This window comes from Flagellimonas olearia (genome assembly GCF_004150225.1).
GTDB lineage: Bacteria > Bacteroidota > Bacteroidia > Flavobacteriales > Flavobacteriaceae > Flagellimonas > Flagellimonas olearia.
The window spans coordinates 1,110,352-1,126,894 of the sequence record NZ_ML142907.1; the positions used below are offsets into that span (position 1 = coordinate 1,110,352).

At 44.6% G+C, this 16,543-nt stretch carries 15 protein-coding genes and 1 tRNA gene; 4 read left to right on the plus strand and 12 right to left on the minus strand.

Features of this window, described 5'->3' with window-relative positions; translation table 11 throughout:
• Positions 1-18: 18 nt before the first annotated feature.
• The 5 genes from DN53_RS05140 to porV all read right to left on the minus strand — a co-directional run bounded on the left by DN53_RS05140 (position 19) and on the right by porV (position 5,564).
• Entirely contained in the window at positions 19-1,044 is a 1,026-nt protein-coding gene (locus tag DN53_RS05140; RefSeq protein WP_129653292.1) for a M28 family metallopeptidase, read from the minus strand.
• A gap of 94 nt (positions 1,045-1,138) precedes the next feature.
• The gene (locus tag DN53_RS05145) at positions 1,139-2,764 is read right to left on the minus strand and encodes a pyruvate dehydrogenase complex dihydrolipoamide acetyltransferase (RefSeq protein WP_129653293.1); all 1,626 of its coding nucleotides are present in this window, start codon (positions 2,762-2,764) and stop codon (positions 1,139-1,141) included.
• 4 nt (positions 2,765-2,768) lie between these two features.
• Positions 2,769-3,767 (minus strand): pyruvate dehydrogenase (acetyl-transferring) E1 component subunit alpha, encoded by a 999-nt coding sequence (gene pdhA / locus DN53_RS05150; RefSeq protein ID WP_129653294.1) that lies wholly within the window; start codon positions 3,765-3,767, stop codon positions 2,769-2,771.
• 81 nt (positions 3,768-3,848) lie between these two features.
• On the minus strand, positions 3,849-4,340 hold the full coding sequence (gene cdd / locus DN53_RS05155; RefSeq protein WP_129653295.1) for a cytidine deaminase: 492 nt from the start codon (positions 4,338-4,340) through the stop codon (positions 3,849-3,851).
• Between the two features lie 78 nt (positions 4,341-4,418).
• Positions 4,419-5,564: a type IX secretion system outer membrane channel protein PorV gene (gene porV / locus DN53_RS05160; protein WP_129653296.1), complete on the minus strand. Its 1,146-nt coding sequence runs from the start codon at positions 5,562-5,564 to the stop codon at positions 4,419-4,421.
• Between the two features lie 384 nt (positions 5,565-5,948).
• On the opposite strand from porV, the gene gldJ reads away from it, so the two are divergent.
• Both gldJ and DN53_RS05170 read left to right on the plus strand, forming a co-directional pair.
• Positions 5,949-7,604, plus strand: a complete 1,656-nt coding sequence (gene gldJ / locus DN53_RS05165; protein WP_116218645.1) for a gliding motility lipoprotein GldJ — start codon at positions 5,949-5,951, stop codon at positions 7,602-7,604.
• 64 nt (positions 7,605-7,668) lie between these two features.
• The gene (locus tag DN53_RS05170) at positions 7,669-8,943 is read left to right on the plus strand and encodes a UDP-N-acetylmuramoyl-tripeptide--D-alanyl-D-alanine ligase (RefSeq protein WP_129653297.1); all 1,275 of its coding nucleotides are present in this window, start codon (positions 7,669-7,671) and stop codon (positions 8,941-8,943) included.
• 19 nt (positions 8,944-8,962) lie between these two features.
• Here DN53_RS05170 and DN53_RS05175 read toward each other — a convergent pair whose 3' ends face one another.
• The 4 genes from DN53_RS05175 to DN53_RS05190 form a co-directional block, all read right to left on the minus strand.
• Positions 8,963-9,409, minus strand: coding sequence for a hypothetical protein (locus tag DN53_RS05175; RefSeq protein ID WP_129653298.1), 447 nt, complete (start codon positions 9,407-9,409; stop codon positions 8,963-8,965).
• Positions 9,410-9,481: 72 nt separating this feature from the next.
• The gene (locus DN53_RS05180; RefSeq protein ID WP_129653299.1) at positions 9,482-10,060 is read right to left on the minus strand and encodes a hypothetical protein; all 579 of its coding nucleotides are present in this window, start codon (positions 10,058-10,060) and stop codon (positions 9,482-9,484) included.
• Between the two features lie 153 nt (positions 10,061-10,213).
• Positions 10,214-11,473, minus strand: coding sequence for an AlbA family DNA-binding domain-containing protein (locus DN53_RS05185; RefSeq protein WP_207211080.1), 1,260 nt, complete (start codon positions 11,471-11,473; stop codon positions 10,214-10,216).
• A gap of 1 nt (position 11,474) precedes the next feature.
• A complete protein-coding gene (locus DN53_RS05190) occupies positions 11,475-11,681 on the minus strand; it encodes a helix-turn-helix transcriptional regulator (protein ID WP_129653301.1) in 207 nt (68 codons plus the stop codon).
• 162 nt (positions 11,682-11,843) lie between these two features.
• Here DN53_RS05190 and DN53_RS17880 point away from each other — a divergent pair, with 162 nt between their 5' ends.
• Positions 11,844-12,005, plus strand: a complete 162-nt coding sequence (locus tag DN53_RS17880) for a hypothetical protein (protein ID WP_161594437.1) — start codon at positions 11,844-11,846, stop codon at positions 12,003-12,005.
• Between the two features lie 50 nt (positions 12,006-12,055).
• Here the strand turns inward: DN53_RS17880 and DN53_RS05195 are convergent.
• Both DN53_RS05195 and DN53_RS05200 read right to left on the minus strand, forming a co-directional pair.
• Positions 12,056-12,130: transfer RNA gene (locus tag DN53_RS05195), tRNA-Val, on the minus strand.
• A gap of 31 nt (positions 12,131-12,161) precedes the next feature.
• Positions 12,162-12,572, minus strand: coding sequence for a 6-pyruvoyl trahydropterin synthase family protein (locus tag DN53_RS05200; RefSeq protein WP_116218652.1), 411 nt, complete (start codon positions 12,570-12,572; stop codon positions 12,162-12,164).
• Positions 12,573-12,661: 89 nt separating this feature from the next.
• Between DN53_RS05200 and DN53_RS05205 the strand changes: the two genes are divergently transcribed.
• Positions 12,662-15,409: a glycoside hydrolase family 78 protein gene (locus DN53_RS05205; protein WP_242502063.1), complete on the plus strand. Its 2,748-nt coding sequence runs from the start codon at positions 12,662-12,664 to the stop codon at positions 15,407-15,409.
• Positions 15,410-15,415: 6 nt separating this feature from the next.
• Here the strand turns inward: DN53_RS05205 and DN53_RS05210 are convergent, their stop codons facing one another.
• A complete protein-coding gene (locus DN53_RS05210; protein ID WP_129653302.1) occupies positions 15,416-16,543 on the minus strand; it encodes an aldose epimerase family protein in 1,128 nt (375 codons plus the stop codon).

Sequence of the window (16,543 nt, forward strand, 5' to 3'; positions counted from 1 at the left end):
GGGATTCGAAATGACATTCTATTCTGCTAATTGTATTTCTTGGGTGGGTGCGTTGGCAATTCCCTCCAAAACAGGGATGGACTTGTTTACCAAGTTTGCCATATGTCCAAAATCCATAATATCCACCTCATCCCCTACTTTGTGATAATGGTCAAAGTTGGTGAAATCAAAGGTGCAAAACGTATGTGAAGGTACTCCAAACTCTTTGTGGAACGGATAGTTATCCGACCGCTGAAAGAGATTGTATTCCTTAGCCGTTGGTAAAAATCCTACTAGATTTTCCTTAGCGTAGGCATTGCACACCTCAGCAAGATTGGAGTTGTCATAACCCGTGATATACATAAAATAATCCTTCCCCACCAAAGGCACCCCCGTCATTTCAAAATTGAGCATGGCATACAGGTTCAGATTCTGTTCCTTCAATTTTTTGGCCAGATGTTCAGACCCCAACAGTCCTTTTTCCTCTGCACTGAAGAGGGCAAAAATCAGGCTTCGCTTGTTACTTTTCTTGGCACCAAAGTATCGGGCCAATTCCATCACGGTAGCCGTTCCCGAAGCATTGTCATTGGCCCCGTTGGCAATCCCATCGCCATTTTCCGGCGTAACGGTCCCTATGTGATCATAATGGGCGCCGATGACAATATATTCGTTCTTCAATGTAGGGTCATTGCCTTCAACAACTCCAACAATATTATAGGCTGGAGCCTCAAAATTGGCCAAGGTATCGCGATACGATTCAAAATAGGGAGTTACTCCATACGAACTAAAATGCTCTTCGATATACTTTGCGGCCATCTCTATCCCTTCGCTCCCCGAATCCCTTCCCTGTAACTCATCCGAGGCCATAAAGTTCATAATGGATCCAATCCTGTCTGCATTGGAGAATGTCTCTGAACCTTTTCTTGGCGAAGCAGTCAATGGTTCTGCGGATGCTGCCGTACTTGCCCGTGAAGTAGGAGATGCCAAAGTGGTGGTTTCCTGAATCTGGGTAGAACCACAGCTGAGCACCAATAGGGAAACAAAAGTGTATAAAATGGACTTCATTGTTTTCGTTTTTTGAATTTTCTAAAGATAAAAAAAGCATCCTTAAAAGGATGCTTCTTTATATTGGTATGCTTTTTATTACTCCAAAAAGGCACTATGCCAACATGGTCACAGGGTTTTCCAAATAAGCCCTCAAGGTTTGAAGGAATTGGGCCCCAGTAGCTCCGTCCACAGTTCTGTGGTCACAGGCCAAAGTAATCTTCATGGTACTTCCTGCTACAACCTCCCCATTTTTCACCACGGGTTTGTCCACAATGGCCCCAACGGATAAAATGGCCGAATTGGGTTGGTTGATGATAGAGGTAAACTCCAATATTCCGAACATCCCCAAGTTGGAAACGGTAAAGGTGCTCCCTTCCATTTCATCGGGCTTGATCTTCTTGTTACGGGCCCTACCGGCCAAATCTTTAACGGCTACTCCTAGTTGGGTCAAGGAAAGTTGATCCGCAAACTTGATTACGGGAACCACAAGACCTTCATCCACCGCTACGGCTACCCCCATATGTACATGGTGTTTGTATACCGTGGTATCCCCATTCCATGAGGTATTTACCTGAGGATGTTTTTTCAAAGCCATGGCACAAGCTTTCAACACCATATCGTTGAACGACACTTTGGTGTCGGGTAGATTGTTGATCTGTGCACGTGATGCCTTGGCATTGTCCATATCCACCTCAATGGTAAGGTAGTAATGTGGTGCAGAGAATTTGGACTCCCCCAAACGCTTGGCGATTACCTTACGCATGGTTGAATTCTTCACCTCTTCCATGCTCTCCTCACCCACAGGCAAGCTTATTGGTGCAACAGGCGCAGATGCCTCAGCTGTTTTTTCAACTGCCGGCGTGGCTGTTTTGGAAGGTTGGAAGTTTTCCACATCCTTCTTCACAATTCTTCCGCCATCGCCAGAACCTTTCACCTGGGCTAGGTCAATTCCTTTGTCTCCTGCTATTTTCTTGGCCAATGGAGATGCAAAAATGCGTTGTCCGTTTGGCGCGGTAACCACTTCTTCTTTTGTGGTTTCCTCTTCTTTTGTTTGTTCTTGTTGGGCCTCCTCTTTTGGGGCACTGGCAGTGGCACCTCCACCAGATTGTGCTTTCAATACCGCATCTACATCAGTTCCTTCTGGCCCTATGATGGCCAAAAGCGAATCTACAGGAGCTCCTTCGCCTTCTTGGATACCAATATGCAACAAGGTTCCGGAGTAGAAAGACTCAAACTCCATGGTAGCCTTATCGGTTTCGATTTCGGCCAAGATATCACCTTCTTCCACAGTATCACCCACCTTTTTCAACCAACTGGCCACGGTACCTTCCTCCATGGTATCACTCAATCGGGGCATGGTAATGATCTCTACGCCTTCTGGCAAAGCCGCAGGCTCACTTGTCGTTTGGGCAGGTGCAGAGACTTCGGTTTGGGCCTCAGGAGCTGCTTTTTCTTCTTGTGGAGCGGCACCTCCATTGAGCAGGGCAGAAATGTCCTCACCTTCTTCTCCAATAATGGCCAAAAGTGAATCAACCGGTGCACCATCTCCTTCTTCAATTCCAATATGGAGCAGGGTTCCTTCATGAAAGGATTCAAATTCCATGGTGGCCTTATCGGTTTCTATTTCGGCCAAAATATCGCCTTCTTCCACTTTATCGCCTACTTTCTTGAGCCACTTTGCCACAGTACCTTCCTCCATGGTATCACTCAATCTGGGCATGTTGATTACTTCTGCCATCTACTTATAATTTATGTTGTAAAAATGGATAGTCTTCTTGTTCGTAAACCATATCGTACAATTGTTCTTTTGGTGGGAAATCTGATTCCTCTGCGAATTTTTCACATTCGGAAACCAAATTTTTCACTCTTTTGTCAATTGCCTTGATCTCCTCCTCAGTGGCATATCCTTTTTCAAGAATAACATCCTTTACCTGGGTTATGGGATCTATTTTTTTGTACTCTTCTACCTCTTCCTTGGTTCTGTAGTGTTGTGCATCTGACATGGAATGTCCACGGTAGCGGTATGTTTTCATTTCCAAGAAAGTAGGACCTCCTCCTGTCCTGGCGCGTTCCACAGCCTTGTCCACTTCCTTGGCCACAATGGAAGGATCCATTCCGTCAACAGGACCACAGGGCATTTCATAGCCCAATCCCAGTTTCCAGATTTCAGTGGAGTATGATGTTCTGGCCACAGAAGTTCCCATGGCATACCCATTGTTTTCACAGATGAAAACTACGGGCAGCTGCCATAACATGGCCAAGTTGAACGCTTCGTGCAAGGAACCTTGACGCACAGCACCATCGCCCATATAACACAAGGTGACAGAATCCCTATTAAAATATTTATCGCCAAAGGCCAATCCAGCTCCCAAAGGAATCTGTCCCCCAACAATACCATGTCCACCATAGAACCGGTGTTCCTTGGAGAAAATGTGCATGGATCCCCCCATACCTTTGGAGGTTCCTGTAACTTTTCCGTATAGCTCCGCCATAACACGTCTTGGATCAACTCCCATACCTATAGGTTGAACGTGGTTACGGTACGCGGTGATCATTCTGTCCTTGGTAAGGTCCATAGCGTGCAAAGACCCCGCCAAAACGGCTTCCTGCCCATTGTACAAATGCAGGAATCCGCGAACTTTTTGCTGGATATATACAGCGGCCAATTTGTCCTCGAACTTTCTCCAGAACAACATGTCCTCATACCATTTCAAGTAAACTTCTTTGGTGATTTTTTTCATCAACGATACAATTATGTGAAATTCCCCTGTGGTGGGGAGGAGCAAAAATACATATATATCTGTTTTGGAAAAAGTATTGGTTTAAGAATCGCTCAAAAATGAGCTATTGAAGGCCAACGGCAAAATATCTGCCATGGAGGTACATTTGTAGACAGGGCCTTTTTCCGCCTTCATCAAAAGGGTTATGGGCGATTTTTGTTTTTGTTCGTATTCCATGATGGATTGCCGGCAATTACCACATGGGGCGGCGGGCATTTGAAGTACATGGTCTTGGGACGCAGCACTGATGGCCACTGCTTTAAAGGCCACTCCGGGATATCTTGCCCCAGCTTGGAACACCGCCACCCGCTCCGCACACAGGCCTGATGGATAGGAAGCATTTTCTTGATTGTTTCCTATGACCACCTCCCCATTCTCCAATAAAACAGCTGCCCCCACATTAAACCTTGAGTACGGGGCATAGGCATTTTCACGGGCCTGTTCCGCCATGTGCAACAATTTTTGTTCGTTTTGTGACAACTCAGAAGTGTCCTCAAAAACCAAAAGTTCAAATCCTATCTGTCTTTTTTTCATTTTGACCCATGGGTGTTTCCCAAAAATAAGAAAACCTGTCCATGGACAGGTTTTTCTTCTATGTTATGTATGGTTTGATCAATCATTATAAAACTCTTCCCCAAAATTAAAGGTAAGCGAGAAACGCAATGTGTTTTCCAAGGGGTTCTTCACTTGGGAGGTAGAGAACAAGTATGATAAATCTATTTGTGCTGTTTTAAACTTGAATCCGGCCCCCAACGTAAAAAACTTTCTGGAGCCCTTTTCCTGACTTTCATTAAAATATCCGCTTCGGAGCATAAAAGTTTCCCTAAATCGGTACTCTGCCCCGAGCGCCCAAGTAATTTCCTTGAGTTCTTCGCTAAAACCATCGGGAGCATCCCCGAAGGATTCAAAAATCCCGCTAAAGAAACTTATGTTCTGGTATTCATCATTATCTTCCGCTGTAATGACACCGTCCCCGTTGAAATCCCTAGGGGTAGGCACCAACAATTTGTTGAACTCCGTGTTCAATGACAACACATTGTCTTGGTCGAAGATAAAATCGAATCCTCCCCCAAACTTAAGATTGGTGGGCAAAAAGTTTTCCTGACCGCCTTCATCATATTGAAGGGACCCTCCTATATTGGATATATTGAATCCACCCCTCCAGCGTCCATCAAAACTTTCATAGGCAATTTCCCTGGAACGGAAAAAACCGGAAATATCGACCGCAAAGGCATTGGCCGCCCGGGAATCTTGTGTACCATCCTGAAATCTAAGATTGGAGCTGATGAACCTACCTCCCACGGCCATGGAAAACGTCTGGCTGAGTTTTAGGGCATAGGTCCCATCAATGGCAAATTCATTGGGTTTTACCAAAGTTGGATTCTCATCGATGGTTTGCCGGAGCTCTATTTCCCCCAATCCAAAATAACGGATACTGAAGGCAAAGGCACTTCGCTCATTGAGCTTATTGTAAAAATTGGCGTTCAAAAGGGATACATCGTTGACAATGCTTTCCAAATAAGGGGTATAACTGATTCCCACACCGGTCTTTTGGGTCGCAAATGCGTACTTGGCAGGGTTCCATTGTTGTGAATAGGCATCAACTGAAGTTGCCACCCCCATATCTCCCATACCCGATGCGCGAGCATCCGCGGCGATGGTCAAAAATGGAACGGCCGTAGTGATTACCCTTTCCTGCTGTGCTTTCACACATGGGGCCATAGCAAGCAACACTACCACTGTAAGTAACTTTTTCATTCTTGTCTTTTAGTGCTTAGAAAAGATTTGAGGTTTCTAGCTATTAACATATTACATGTGTAAACGGGTTTTTGAGCAAATTCGTGTGATCATCCCCGCTTTTTTTACTTCAACGTTCCACTAAAAGTATACATTAAAGTATTATTAGAGGTCTAGGATTGGACAAAACCGTTAAAACTCGGTGACATCCATACTATTTTGACAGTGCATGCGTTAAAAAAGTGTAGCAAAGGTGAACAACGCCTTTGTCACAATTATTTTAAGAGCGCAAAATATTATGGTAAAAACATCGTTTTAAGCCATTGTAAGGATTAAAATAATCAAAACCAGTTGAAGTAGCTGAAGGCAAAAAGCCTTAATTTTTAAAGTACTCAAGCCCAAATTATGAAAAAACACTTTATCAAAGTTGTACTTTCTTCCGCCGTTGTGATGGCAAGTTTTTCAAGTTGTAAAAACTCTTCATCCTCTTCAAAGAATGTATCCAGAGCCACGGGATGGAAAATAAATGCCAAGGAAGGAGGTTTTCAATACAATTCGGATTTCAAGGAGCAGGAAACTCCTCCGGGAACCGTATTCGTTGAAGGTGGAACCTTTACCAAAGGAAAGGTACAGGACGATATCATGCATGATTGGAACAATACGCCCACGCAACAGCACGTGCAATCGTTCTACATGGATGAAACCGAGGTGACCAATGTAATGTACCTCGAGTACTTGGATTATCTAAAAGCGGTATACCCGCCAGACAATCCCAACTACGCCAACATCTATAAAGGGGCATTGCCCGATACCTTGGTCTGGAGAAACCGATTGGGCTTTAACGAGACCATGACCAACAACTACCTAAGGCACCCGGCCTATGCCGAGTATCCCGTAGTTGGGGTAAACTGGGTACAAGCTTCCCAATATGCCGAGTGGAGGACCGATAGGGTCAACGAGGTGATGTTGGAACGAGAAGGCTATTTGGCCGAAGATGCCAAGTACAAGGTATTGAACGGTGATATAGGCGGTACGTTCAGCACAGAGGCTTATTTGAACAATCCTGAATCCGTGTACGGTGGCGAAATAGACTCCTTGCAAGGAAAACAAAAGCGTGACTCCATCAACGCTTTTGCCAAAAGAAGTAGCGGGGTGATCATGCCCGAGTACAGGCTTCCCACCGAAACCGAATGGGAATATGCCGCACAGGCCCTTGTTGGAACCAGAGAGTACAATAACTACAGAGGTAGAAAAAAATATCCTTGGGAAGGGGACTACACCCGAAACGGTCAGCGTGTAGGTCGTGGAGACCAGTTGGCCAACTTTAAGCAAGGAAAAGGGGATTACGGCGGTATTGCCGGATGGTCCGATGACGGTGCCGATATCACCGCCCAAGTAAAATCATACAAACCCAACGATTTTGGTCTTTATGACATGGCCGGTAACGTAAGCGAGTGGGTTGCCGATGTATACCGTCCTATTGTGGATGACGAGATCAGCGACTTTAACTACTACCGTGGAAACGTCTTCATGAAAAAGGCCATAGGTGAGGATGGAAAAGTAGAGATCCTTGAGGACCAAATCGTATATGACACTTTGCCCAACGGTAAGATCGTAGCCGTAAACCTTCCCGGAGAGATCAAGGAAGTACCAGTTGGCGAGGAAGAAACGTATCTAAGGACCAACTTTGACCATAGTGACAACCGTGGTTATCGTGATGGTGACCCAGGTTCTTCAAGATTCTTCCAAAGGTTCAGCGATGAATCCGATAACAGAAAAATGTACGATTCACCAAAGCATAAGGTAGAGCGTGATTCCACAGGAAACCTTATCCGTCAGTACGACACTTCCAACTACAGGACTTCATTGATCAATGATGAGGTACGGGTATACAAAGGAGGTTCGTGGAGAGACCGTGCTTTCTGGTTGGATCCCGCACAACGAAGATATTTGCCTCAATATATGGCCACGGACGACATCGGGTTCAGATGTGCCATGTCTAGGGTCGGGTCTAAATCCAAGTCCAAGAACAAGAGTGTGAGGCACAAGAAAGCAAAATAATAATAGCTAGAGTATTTTTAAAAGGCCCTGACGTTTAGTTGGGGCTTTTTTTTATCTTCGATTTATGACAATGAAACAGCTTCACGAGCTCTTTTTGGAGCATCCCGTTATCTGTACGGACACGCGAAAGATCACCAAAGACTGCCTGTTCTTCGCGCTCAAGGGACCCAACTTCAACGGCAATGCCTTTGCCAAGGATGCCTTGGAAAAAGGAGCAGCCTATGCCGTGATCGATGAAGAGGAATACAACGCCTCCGGCCAATACATCCTCTGCCAAAACGTGCTGGAAACCCTCCAAGAACTGGCCCTGTACCATAGAAAACAGAGCAAGGCCCGCATCATTGGGCTTACCGGTAGCAATGGCAAGACCACGACCAAGGAGCTCATCAATGCCGTGCTTTCCAAAACGTATAGGACCATTGCCACCCAAGGCAACCTGAACAACCATATTGGCGTGCCCCTCACCCTCTTGTCCATTACGGAGGATACAGAGATTGCCATTGTGGAAATGGGGGCCAACCACAAAAAGGAGATCGCTTTTCTGAGCAACATTGCCCAGCCGGATTTTGGCTACATCACCAATTTCGGAAAGGCCCACCTCGAGGGTTTTGGCAGCGTGGAAGGCGTGATCGAGGGAAAAAGTGAGCTGTACGACCATTTAATGGCCCACGACAAGTACATTTTCATGAATGCCGATGACCCCATACAAGCGGAAAAACTGGGCAGCTACGTAAAAAAGATGGGCTTTAGCACCAAGGACCACCAGTACTACAACATCCAATATACGGGGGCCAACCCCTATGTGGTCTTGGAGGCCGAAGGCACCCGAATGCAGACCCAACTCATTGGAAAATATAATTTTCCCAACTGCTGTGCCGCCATTGTGATGGGCAAATATTTTAATGTGCCGTTGGAGGACATCAAGGCGGCCTTGGAAGCCTACGCCCCACAGAACAACCGCTCGCAGATCATGGAAAAGAACGGCCACCACATTATTTTGGATGCCTACAACGCCAACCCTACGAGCATGCGGGCCGCCTTGGAAAATTTTAACCTGATGGAGGGCCCAAACAAGGTGCTGATCATTGGCGATATGTTTGAACTGGGCCAAACAGCTGCGGAAGAACACCAGGCCATTGCGGATCTGGCCGCCGGGTTGGATTTTGGCTCCGTGTATCTGGTGGGTGAAAACTTCTTTGGCACCACGACCACTTTGAACACCTACCGAACGTTTGATGATCTAAAGCAGCATCTGGCCAAAAACCCCCTGCCCAAGGGCACCTTGCTGATCAAGGGATCACGGGGCATGGCCTTGGAACGGGTGTTGGAGTTACTTTAAACCGACCGACTATTTGAACTTACATCCCTAACAAATCAAGCAATTCTGACTTTATATAAAACCGATGAACTTTTCTTGGTTTCATTGGATGATTTGGATCATATTTTTCTGTGAAATCAAATTCTATCCTTCCTTTCAAACCCGATTGAGGATATGACCTTAAAACCAAAGTATCCATTGAGCTAATTAACGTTAAAGAGAAATTTGGCTTAACACCATTAAACTTCCTCAACTCATCTTTAAAATAATTACCCTTGTCCTGAAAGTATTCTTTAACTGTTTCGATAGTTGAGATATCATCAATGAAAAGCTGTTCTTCGGTTTCCATATCAAAATAAACAACCTTCTCAAGTAAACTAAAGTCATAATCCGGATAACCTTGAGGGCGATCTTGACTTTTGAAGAAGTCACATGACATCAATGATAAAATTAACAGAAGAACGGCAATTGAATTTCTTGTTATCATTGAATTTTGGATATAAATCAGGATTTACAATCGTTTACTTGAACTTTACCAACACTCCCGTATAACCTTCAGTTATCGGTTTGGTTTACTTTGTTTTTTATATTCATTTATTATTTCATGATCCCACACTTGAGCTTCTATGTACTTATCGAATTTTAAACTTTCGTGGGTTTGGGATTTTTCTTCTGTCGGAAGTCCATACACATTGATCAGATCACTGATCTCACTCAACAAAAAAACCTGTCCATTACAATTCTTTCTATACGTTGCCAGTTTTGGTTGGTCATAAAATTGAAATGAAACCATACTGTCTGGATAGGTAAAACTGATGTGGTCAGATCTAAAGTCGGTCAATGGTATTTTTATCACTCCAGGGTTTTCATACCAAGATTTTGCCCAATCACATTCGCCTAAAGTAAAATAGAAAGGGTCGTCCCTATTTGGTTTTCCACCTTTAGAGATAAATTGTTTTTTAATTCTTTTCTCCAGTGAAAACCTCAGATCCATATAGTTGTCCGGCCTTTTACTGTTAAACCCTTTGGATATTTGACCTTGAATGCTTTCCGCTTTTTCCAACCCATGTTCCGTGATATTTCTAAATGGTCCATTGTCACGTTCGTAATAATGGAATAAAAATTTAGGGGTGTTCATATTTTTCTCAAATAAAGCCTACCGTCTCGGCTATGAGTAGTTGCGTGGGTTAGCACTTAACTTTGCAAGTACACACCAAACTGAAAATCCTTGCGGATTTTCGTAAATAAGCTTACACTAGCAATTAATTTTATAAGGTGTTGGCAAACATATTTATTCAACTATTTTTATTATTAATTGGTCCTCGATAGGTTTGCTCAAGTTTTTCCCAAATATTTTAATTTTTACTATTTTTTCAGTTTGGATAATTTTTGGGTCTATTGCTATCCTCAAATCCACATTTAAAGCATTTTCACTTATTTGATGTTTTAAATCCCCCAAGTTTTCAAAGATTACATATTCCGTTTCATTTTCCATTACTTCCGGATAATTTATATCCTCCCAAGATGGTGGGCTTGGTGTATAATTTAAATACAAAAAACTATTTGAATTATCTGGCTTAGAATAAATTTTGTCAGCAATATATAATCCTTCTTTTTCAATTTTCAATTCAATTGAAGCGTCTTCCAAATATTCTGTATAGTCATTTAAAATTCTAAAGTTAAATTTATGAGCCTTTATCTCGAAAAGATAATGTAGGTCATCATCTCGATAAGTTTCTGCTACATTTTCCAAATCTTCTTCTAATGTTTTAATACTTCTATTTTTATAAGGTGTTCCGCCTAACATTGGAATGTCTTGGTCTAAAAACGACACAAACATTCCTTCGGCTTTTTTTAATTTCTCCCTTTTTTCTAGAAGTATTTTTTTGATTTTTTCAGCGGCTTTATCTGATGGATAACCTCCATTACTTAATACATTGAGTGCTATTGACTTTTGATTTAATTTATCAAAAAAAGTATGGATTTTACCTGTAAACTTCTTTTCAGTTATTTTCTCTTCAATGTAAAAGTCAAAATCTTTTCTTGTTAATCTTGTTTGATGCGAGCCTTTTCTAATAAATGCCTCTCCAATTTTTAATTTCCCAAAGTCCTTTTTCATCATATATGGTCGGTCATTGGAATTAAAGATTTTGAATACTCCGAGAGTTTTATTTTGAAATTGATAAGAGAAGTAAGAAAAGTTTAGTTCAGGTTCAATATTGTTATGGATTAGTTGTTGGTAAGTTGCCTCGTCAATAAAATCTTCTGTGATACCTAAAATATCTCTTTTCCCATTTCCCAATAACTTAACTCCAACTATTATATATTTATCATCATCGGATTTAGCATTAGCCATAGACATTAAATCTTTCAATAAATCTTGAAACTTGACTTTTTGATATTGAATTGCTTTAAAATCCAATTCAGTATTTTCATTCTCAAACCCTATTATATCATCAAGATTTTCTGTCATATGTTTGCCAACCTGTTTATATAAATATAAAACACATCCATACACCCCAATCGATGTATGGGATTCGCTTTTATCCAAACTATTTGGTCGAGACCAGAAGCTCCCTCACATTAACATCCAAAACCTCGGCTATCTGAAATAGATTTTCCACCCTTGGTTGCATTTCGTTTCTGCACCACTTCGAAATAGTGGTTCTATTCATATCCAATTGTTCAGCCAACCAATTATTGGTTTTTCCCTTTTCAGCCAAAACTGCTTTGATACGATTGAATACTTCTTTTTCCATATTTGGGACGGTGTTTCTCTCAAAAATAGCCACTTAACTCTAGACGCTTTTAGCTTAATTTTAAGTCTTATTATATTCATTAGAATATTTTAAATATATTTATGATGCTTTTAAGACCTTAAATAAATATTTCAAAGTATTTTTTGAACCTAAACATATATCATGAGCAAAACCTACACCAAATCCGACCTGGAACAGATCATAGGCCTACAGTTAGAGAGCCTCCAGATCCTTCAAAAAGCAATGGACCGCCTACAACTGCGCAACGAGCGTTTGGTACGGGACAACCTAAAATTACGGGACAAGATCGCGGAATACGAGTAAAAAAATACCCGAAGAACATCGGGCGGTAACGGCCAAGGGGCCAAAGAAAGTGGGATATACTGGATTCGAACCAGTGACCTCTGCCCTGTCAAGGCAGCGCTCTAAACCAACTGAGCTAATATCCCATTAAAAAGCGGTGCAATATCGGAAAAATTGTTACCAATCCCCATATTCCGCAGAATTCTTTTGCGTTTCGTGCAGGGTAATGTGCAACAATTGGCCTTGGGCCAGTTTGGGCTTTAAAATATCGTAGATCACCTTCACAAAATACTCCGTGGTGGGCAGCAGGTCCGCAAACTCGGGGCAGTCCTCGTTCAGGTTCTTATGGTCAAAGCGTTCCTCCACTTCCGCCCGGATCAATTCGCCCAGTACGGCCAGGTCCATCACAAAGCCCGTGTCCGGGTCCACCTCTCCCCTGATCCGCACCTCAAGGTCAAAATTGTGCCCGTGATAGTTGGGGCTGTTGCATTTGCCAAACATGGCAATGTTCTTCTCTTGGCTCCATTTGGGATTGTGGAGCCGGTGCGCTGCATTGAAATGGGCCTTTCTACATATTGTCGCAATCATACCGCAGATCATTTTTAACAAAGGGATGCATCAGAAAATCCCTCCGAGGCTGCAAAATTAATCAGGTTTTTTAAGAAACCCTCGTTTTTATGAAAAAAGCGGGCAAGCTGCCGTTTTACGGATCCGTTCCCGTAATTTTAGCACAGACCAAAAACCCGACCATGCTCAGATTGCCATTGCTTACCCTGATTTCTGCCACCATCCTTATCCATTGTACCCCAAAAAAGAACCCCATTGCTTTGACGGACCTTCGCACCGAGCACATGGAAGAGCCTTTGGGACTGGATACTGACCATCCCCGGTTTTCATGGCGGATCGCCGCAGGGGACCAGCCCGTGAAACATCAGCAGGAATTCTATATGTATGTGGATGTGGATTCTGCAGCCGTGGCCCAAGGCAAGGGCGGTCTATGGGAAAAGCACAGCGCATCGGACAGTATGTTGTTGACCTACGACGGAAAAACGCTCCAAGCGCATACCAAATACTATTGGGGCGTGCAGATCACTTCGGACGATGGCCGCCAGAGCGATATCACCGTTTCCTCTTTTGAAACAGGGCTGATGACAACTTCTGACTGGAAAGGGATTTGGATCACCGATGTGGAGGACATGGAGCTAAAACCTGCCCCCTATTTTCGAAAGGAATTCACACCCGAAAAGAAAGTGGTGAAGGCCCGGGCCTACATCACTGCGGCCGGACTGTACGAGCTGTACCTGAACGGACAAAAGGTGGACGACCATTGGTTGAACCCCATCTACACCCGTTTTGACCGTCGCAACCTGTACGTGACCCATGATGTCACTTCCTTTTTTCAGGAAGGCGAAGTGGCCATTGGGGTGTTGTTGGGGAATGGGTGGTACAACCATCAATCCACCGCGGTCTGGAACTTTCACGAAGCGGGATGGCGCAACCGGCCCCGTTTTCTGATGGACCTCCAAGTGTGGTACGCCGATGGCACTACCGAAGAATTGGGCACGGACGACACATGGAAGACCGCCTTGGGCCCGGTGGTGTTCAACAGCATCTATACGGCTGAACACTACGACGCCCGTTTGGAACTCCCGGGCTGGAACATTTCAGGATTTGACGATTCCCAATGGAAAAATGCCTTGGAGACCAAAGCGCCCTCGGAGCAGATCACGGCACAATCCCTCCCTGCCATCACCGGAAAAAAACTGCCCTTCGCCAGCATGGACAAACGGAGCGACCAACGCTATATTTTCGACTTGGGCCGAAACATCTCCGGGGTCACCGAACTGGCACTGAAAGGGGAAAAAGGCACGGAAATTAGGGTGACGCACGCCGAACAATTGGACAGTCTGGGCAATCTGGACCTCTCCAACATCATTGTGCATTACCGCCCAAAAGACAGCTTGGACCCTTTCCAAACGGATATCTACACCCTTAAGGGTGGCGATGAGGAAATGTTCAGGCCACGGTTCAATTACAAGGGTTTTCAATATGTGGAGGTCCAAAGCAACAGGCCCATTGACCTGTCCTTGGAGGACATCACGGCCCATTTTATCCATAGCGATGTGAAACCCATTGGGAAGATCCATACCTCCAACGAGACCATCAACAAAATCTGGGAAGCCACCAACGCCAGTTACCTATCCAATCTGGTGGGCTACCCCACGGACTGCCCGCAACGTGAAAAGAACGGTTGGACGGGCGATGCGCACATCAACATAGAAACGGGGCTCTATAATTTTGATGCCCTGGGCGTCTATGAAAAATGGATGGACGACCACCGGGACGAACAGCAGGAAAACGGGGTGCTTCCCTCCATTATTCCCACTTGGGGCGGATGGGGCTACGATTGGGGCAACGGCCCGGATTGGACCAGTACCATTGCCATCATCCCGTGGGAGCTGTACCAGTTTTATGGCGATGATCGTGCTTTGCACGAGATGTACGGACCCTTGAAAAAGTATGTGGACCATATCACTTCGTTGAGTTATGAGGGTGGACTCACAGATTGGGGCCTTGGGGATTGGGTTCCCGTAAAATCCGTTACGCCCAAGGAATTCACCTCATCCATTTACTATTATGTGGATGCCACCATCCTGGCCAAAACGGCCCAACATTTTGGCAAGGAAGAAGATTATCAACAATATGCAACGCTGGCCGAGAACATCAAAAATGCCATCAATACCAAATATTTAAATCCAGAAACGGGTCTGTACGGCAGTGGTTTTCAAACTGAGCTGAGTGCCCCCTTGTATTGGGGCATTGTCCCTGACTCATTGAAACAAAAAGTGGCGGACCAACTGGCCAAGGAAGTCAAAAAAACCAATCATATTGATGTGGGGCTGTTGGGCACAAAGACCATTTTGGGGGCCTTGAGCCAAAATGGCCATGCAGACCTGGCCTATATGCTCGCCTCGCAGGAAACCTATCCCTCATGGGGATGGTGGATCAAGAACGGGGCCACCACCCTCTATGAAAACTGGGACATTGATGCGTCTTCGGACCTTTCCCGGAACCATATCATGTTCGGGGCCATCAGCGCTTGGTTCTACAAGGGAATCGGGGGCATTTTGCCCAATGAAGATTCACCCGGATTCAAGGACTTTACCCTAAAACCCAACTTTGTGGAGGGCCTCACCGATTTTGAAGCGGAGTTCCAAAGTCGTTATGGATTGATTGTATCCCAATGGGAAAGAAAGGGGGGACAGGTAACATATTCCTGCACAATCCCACCCAATAGCACCGCCACTGTGGTACTGCACGGGAAGCACATTTCCATGAACGGAGAATCCATGGAACCGACCCAAGAAGGGGCATACGAAATTCCCCTTACTGCAGGTGACTATAGCTTTTTGATAACCGAATAGAGCGTATTATTCCACGGAGAATTTATACACGCAAATGGAATAATATTCCTCGCCCGGGTCCAATCGGGTGGATGGAAAATTAGGTTGGTTGGGACTATCTGGAAAATGTTGGGTCTCCAAACAAAATGCCGTCCTAAACTCATAGGCCTTGCCTTCCTTGCCCACAATGGAACCATCCAAAAAGTTGCCTCCGTAGAACTGCAGTCCGGGCTCATTGGTATATACTTCCAAGGCTCTTCCTGAAGTAGGCTCTACCACCTTGGCCGCATAGTTAAGGCCTTCGCCGTTTTGCTCAAGCACAAAATTATGATCATATCCCATACCGTAGTCCAACTGTTGGTTTTTGACCTCCAATTCTGCCCCGATGGGCTTTGATTCCTGAAAATCGAACGGAGTACCTTCCACGGCTGCGATCTCCCCAGTCGGGATCAATCCCGCATCCACAGGCGTATAATGCGCCGCATGTATCTGAAGGAGATGGTCATTGATCGTACCATTACCCGCGCCATGCAGGTTAAAGAACGAATGGTGGGTAAGGTTCACCACGGTGCTTTGGTCCGTAGTGGCCCAATATTCTATTTTGAGTTCATTGGCATCCGTCAATTGGTACAACACCCGTACCGATAGATTCCCCGGATACCCTTCTTCCCCATCTTTGGAGAGATAGGTCAGTTCCAAGGTCTGTCCATCCACCTGTTCGGCATCCCATACCACGGCATCAAAACCCTTGTTTCCCCCATGAAGGGAATTGGCTCCGTTATTGGTGGCCAAAGTATACTCTTTGCCATCCAAGGTGAACTTTCCATGAGCGATCCGATTGCCGTAACGCCCAATAAGGGCACCAAAATATTTCTCCTTGGCGTTTAGGAAATCTTCGATATTTTCATGGCCAAGTACCACGTCCTCATAATTACCAGACTTATCGGGCAGCCACAAGGAAACGACCTTGCCGCCGTAATTGGTGATCTCGGCCACTGTACCTTGGTCGTTTTCAAGAACATAAAGGCTAACTGGCTTGCCATCTACAATCTTCTCGAAATTTTTCTTGTCTATCCGTTTTATGGTCTTTTCTTGAGGTTTCACGCAGCTAAAAAGGAGTAAAGAAACTACTATTAAATGAAATATTCTTTTCAT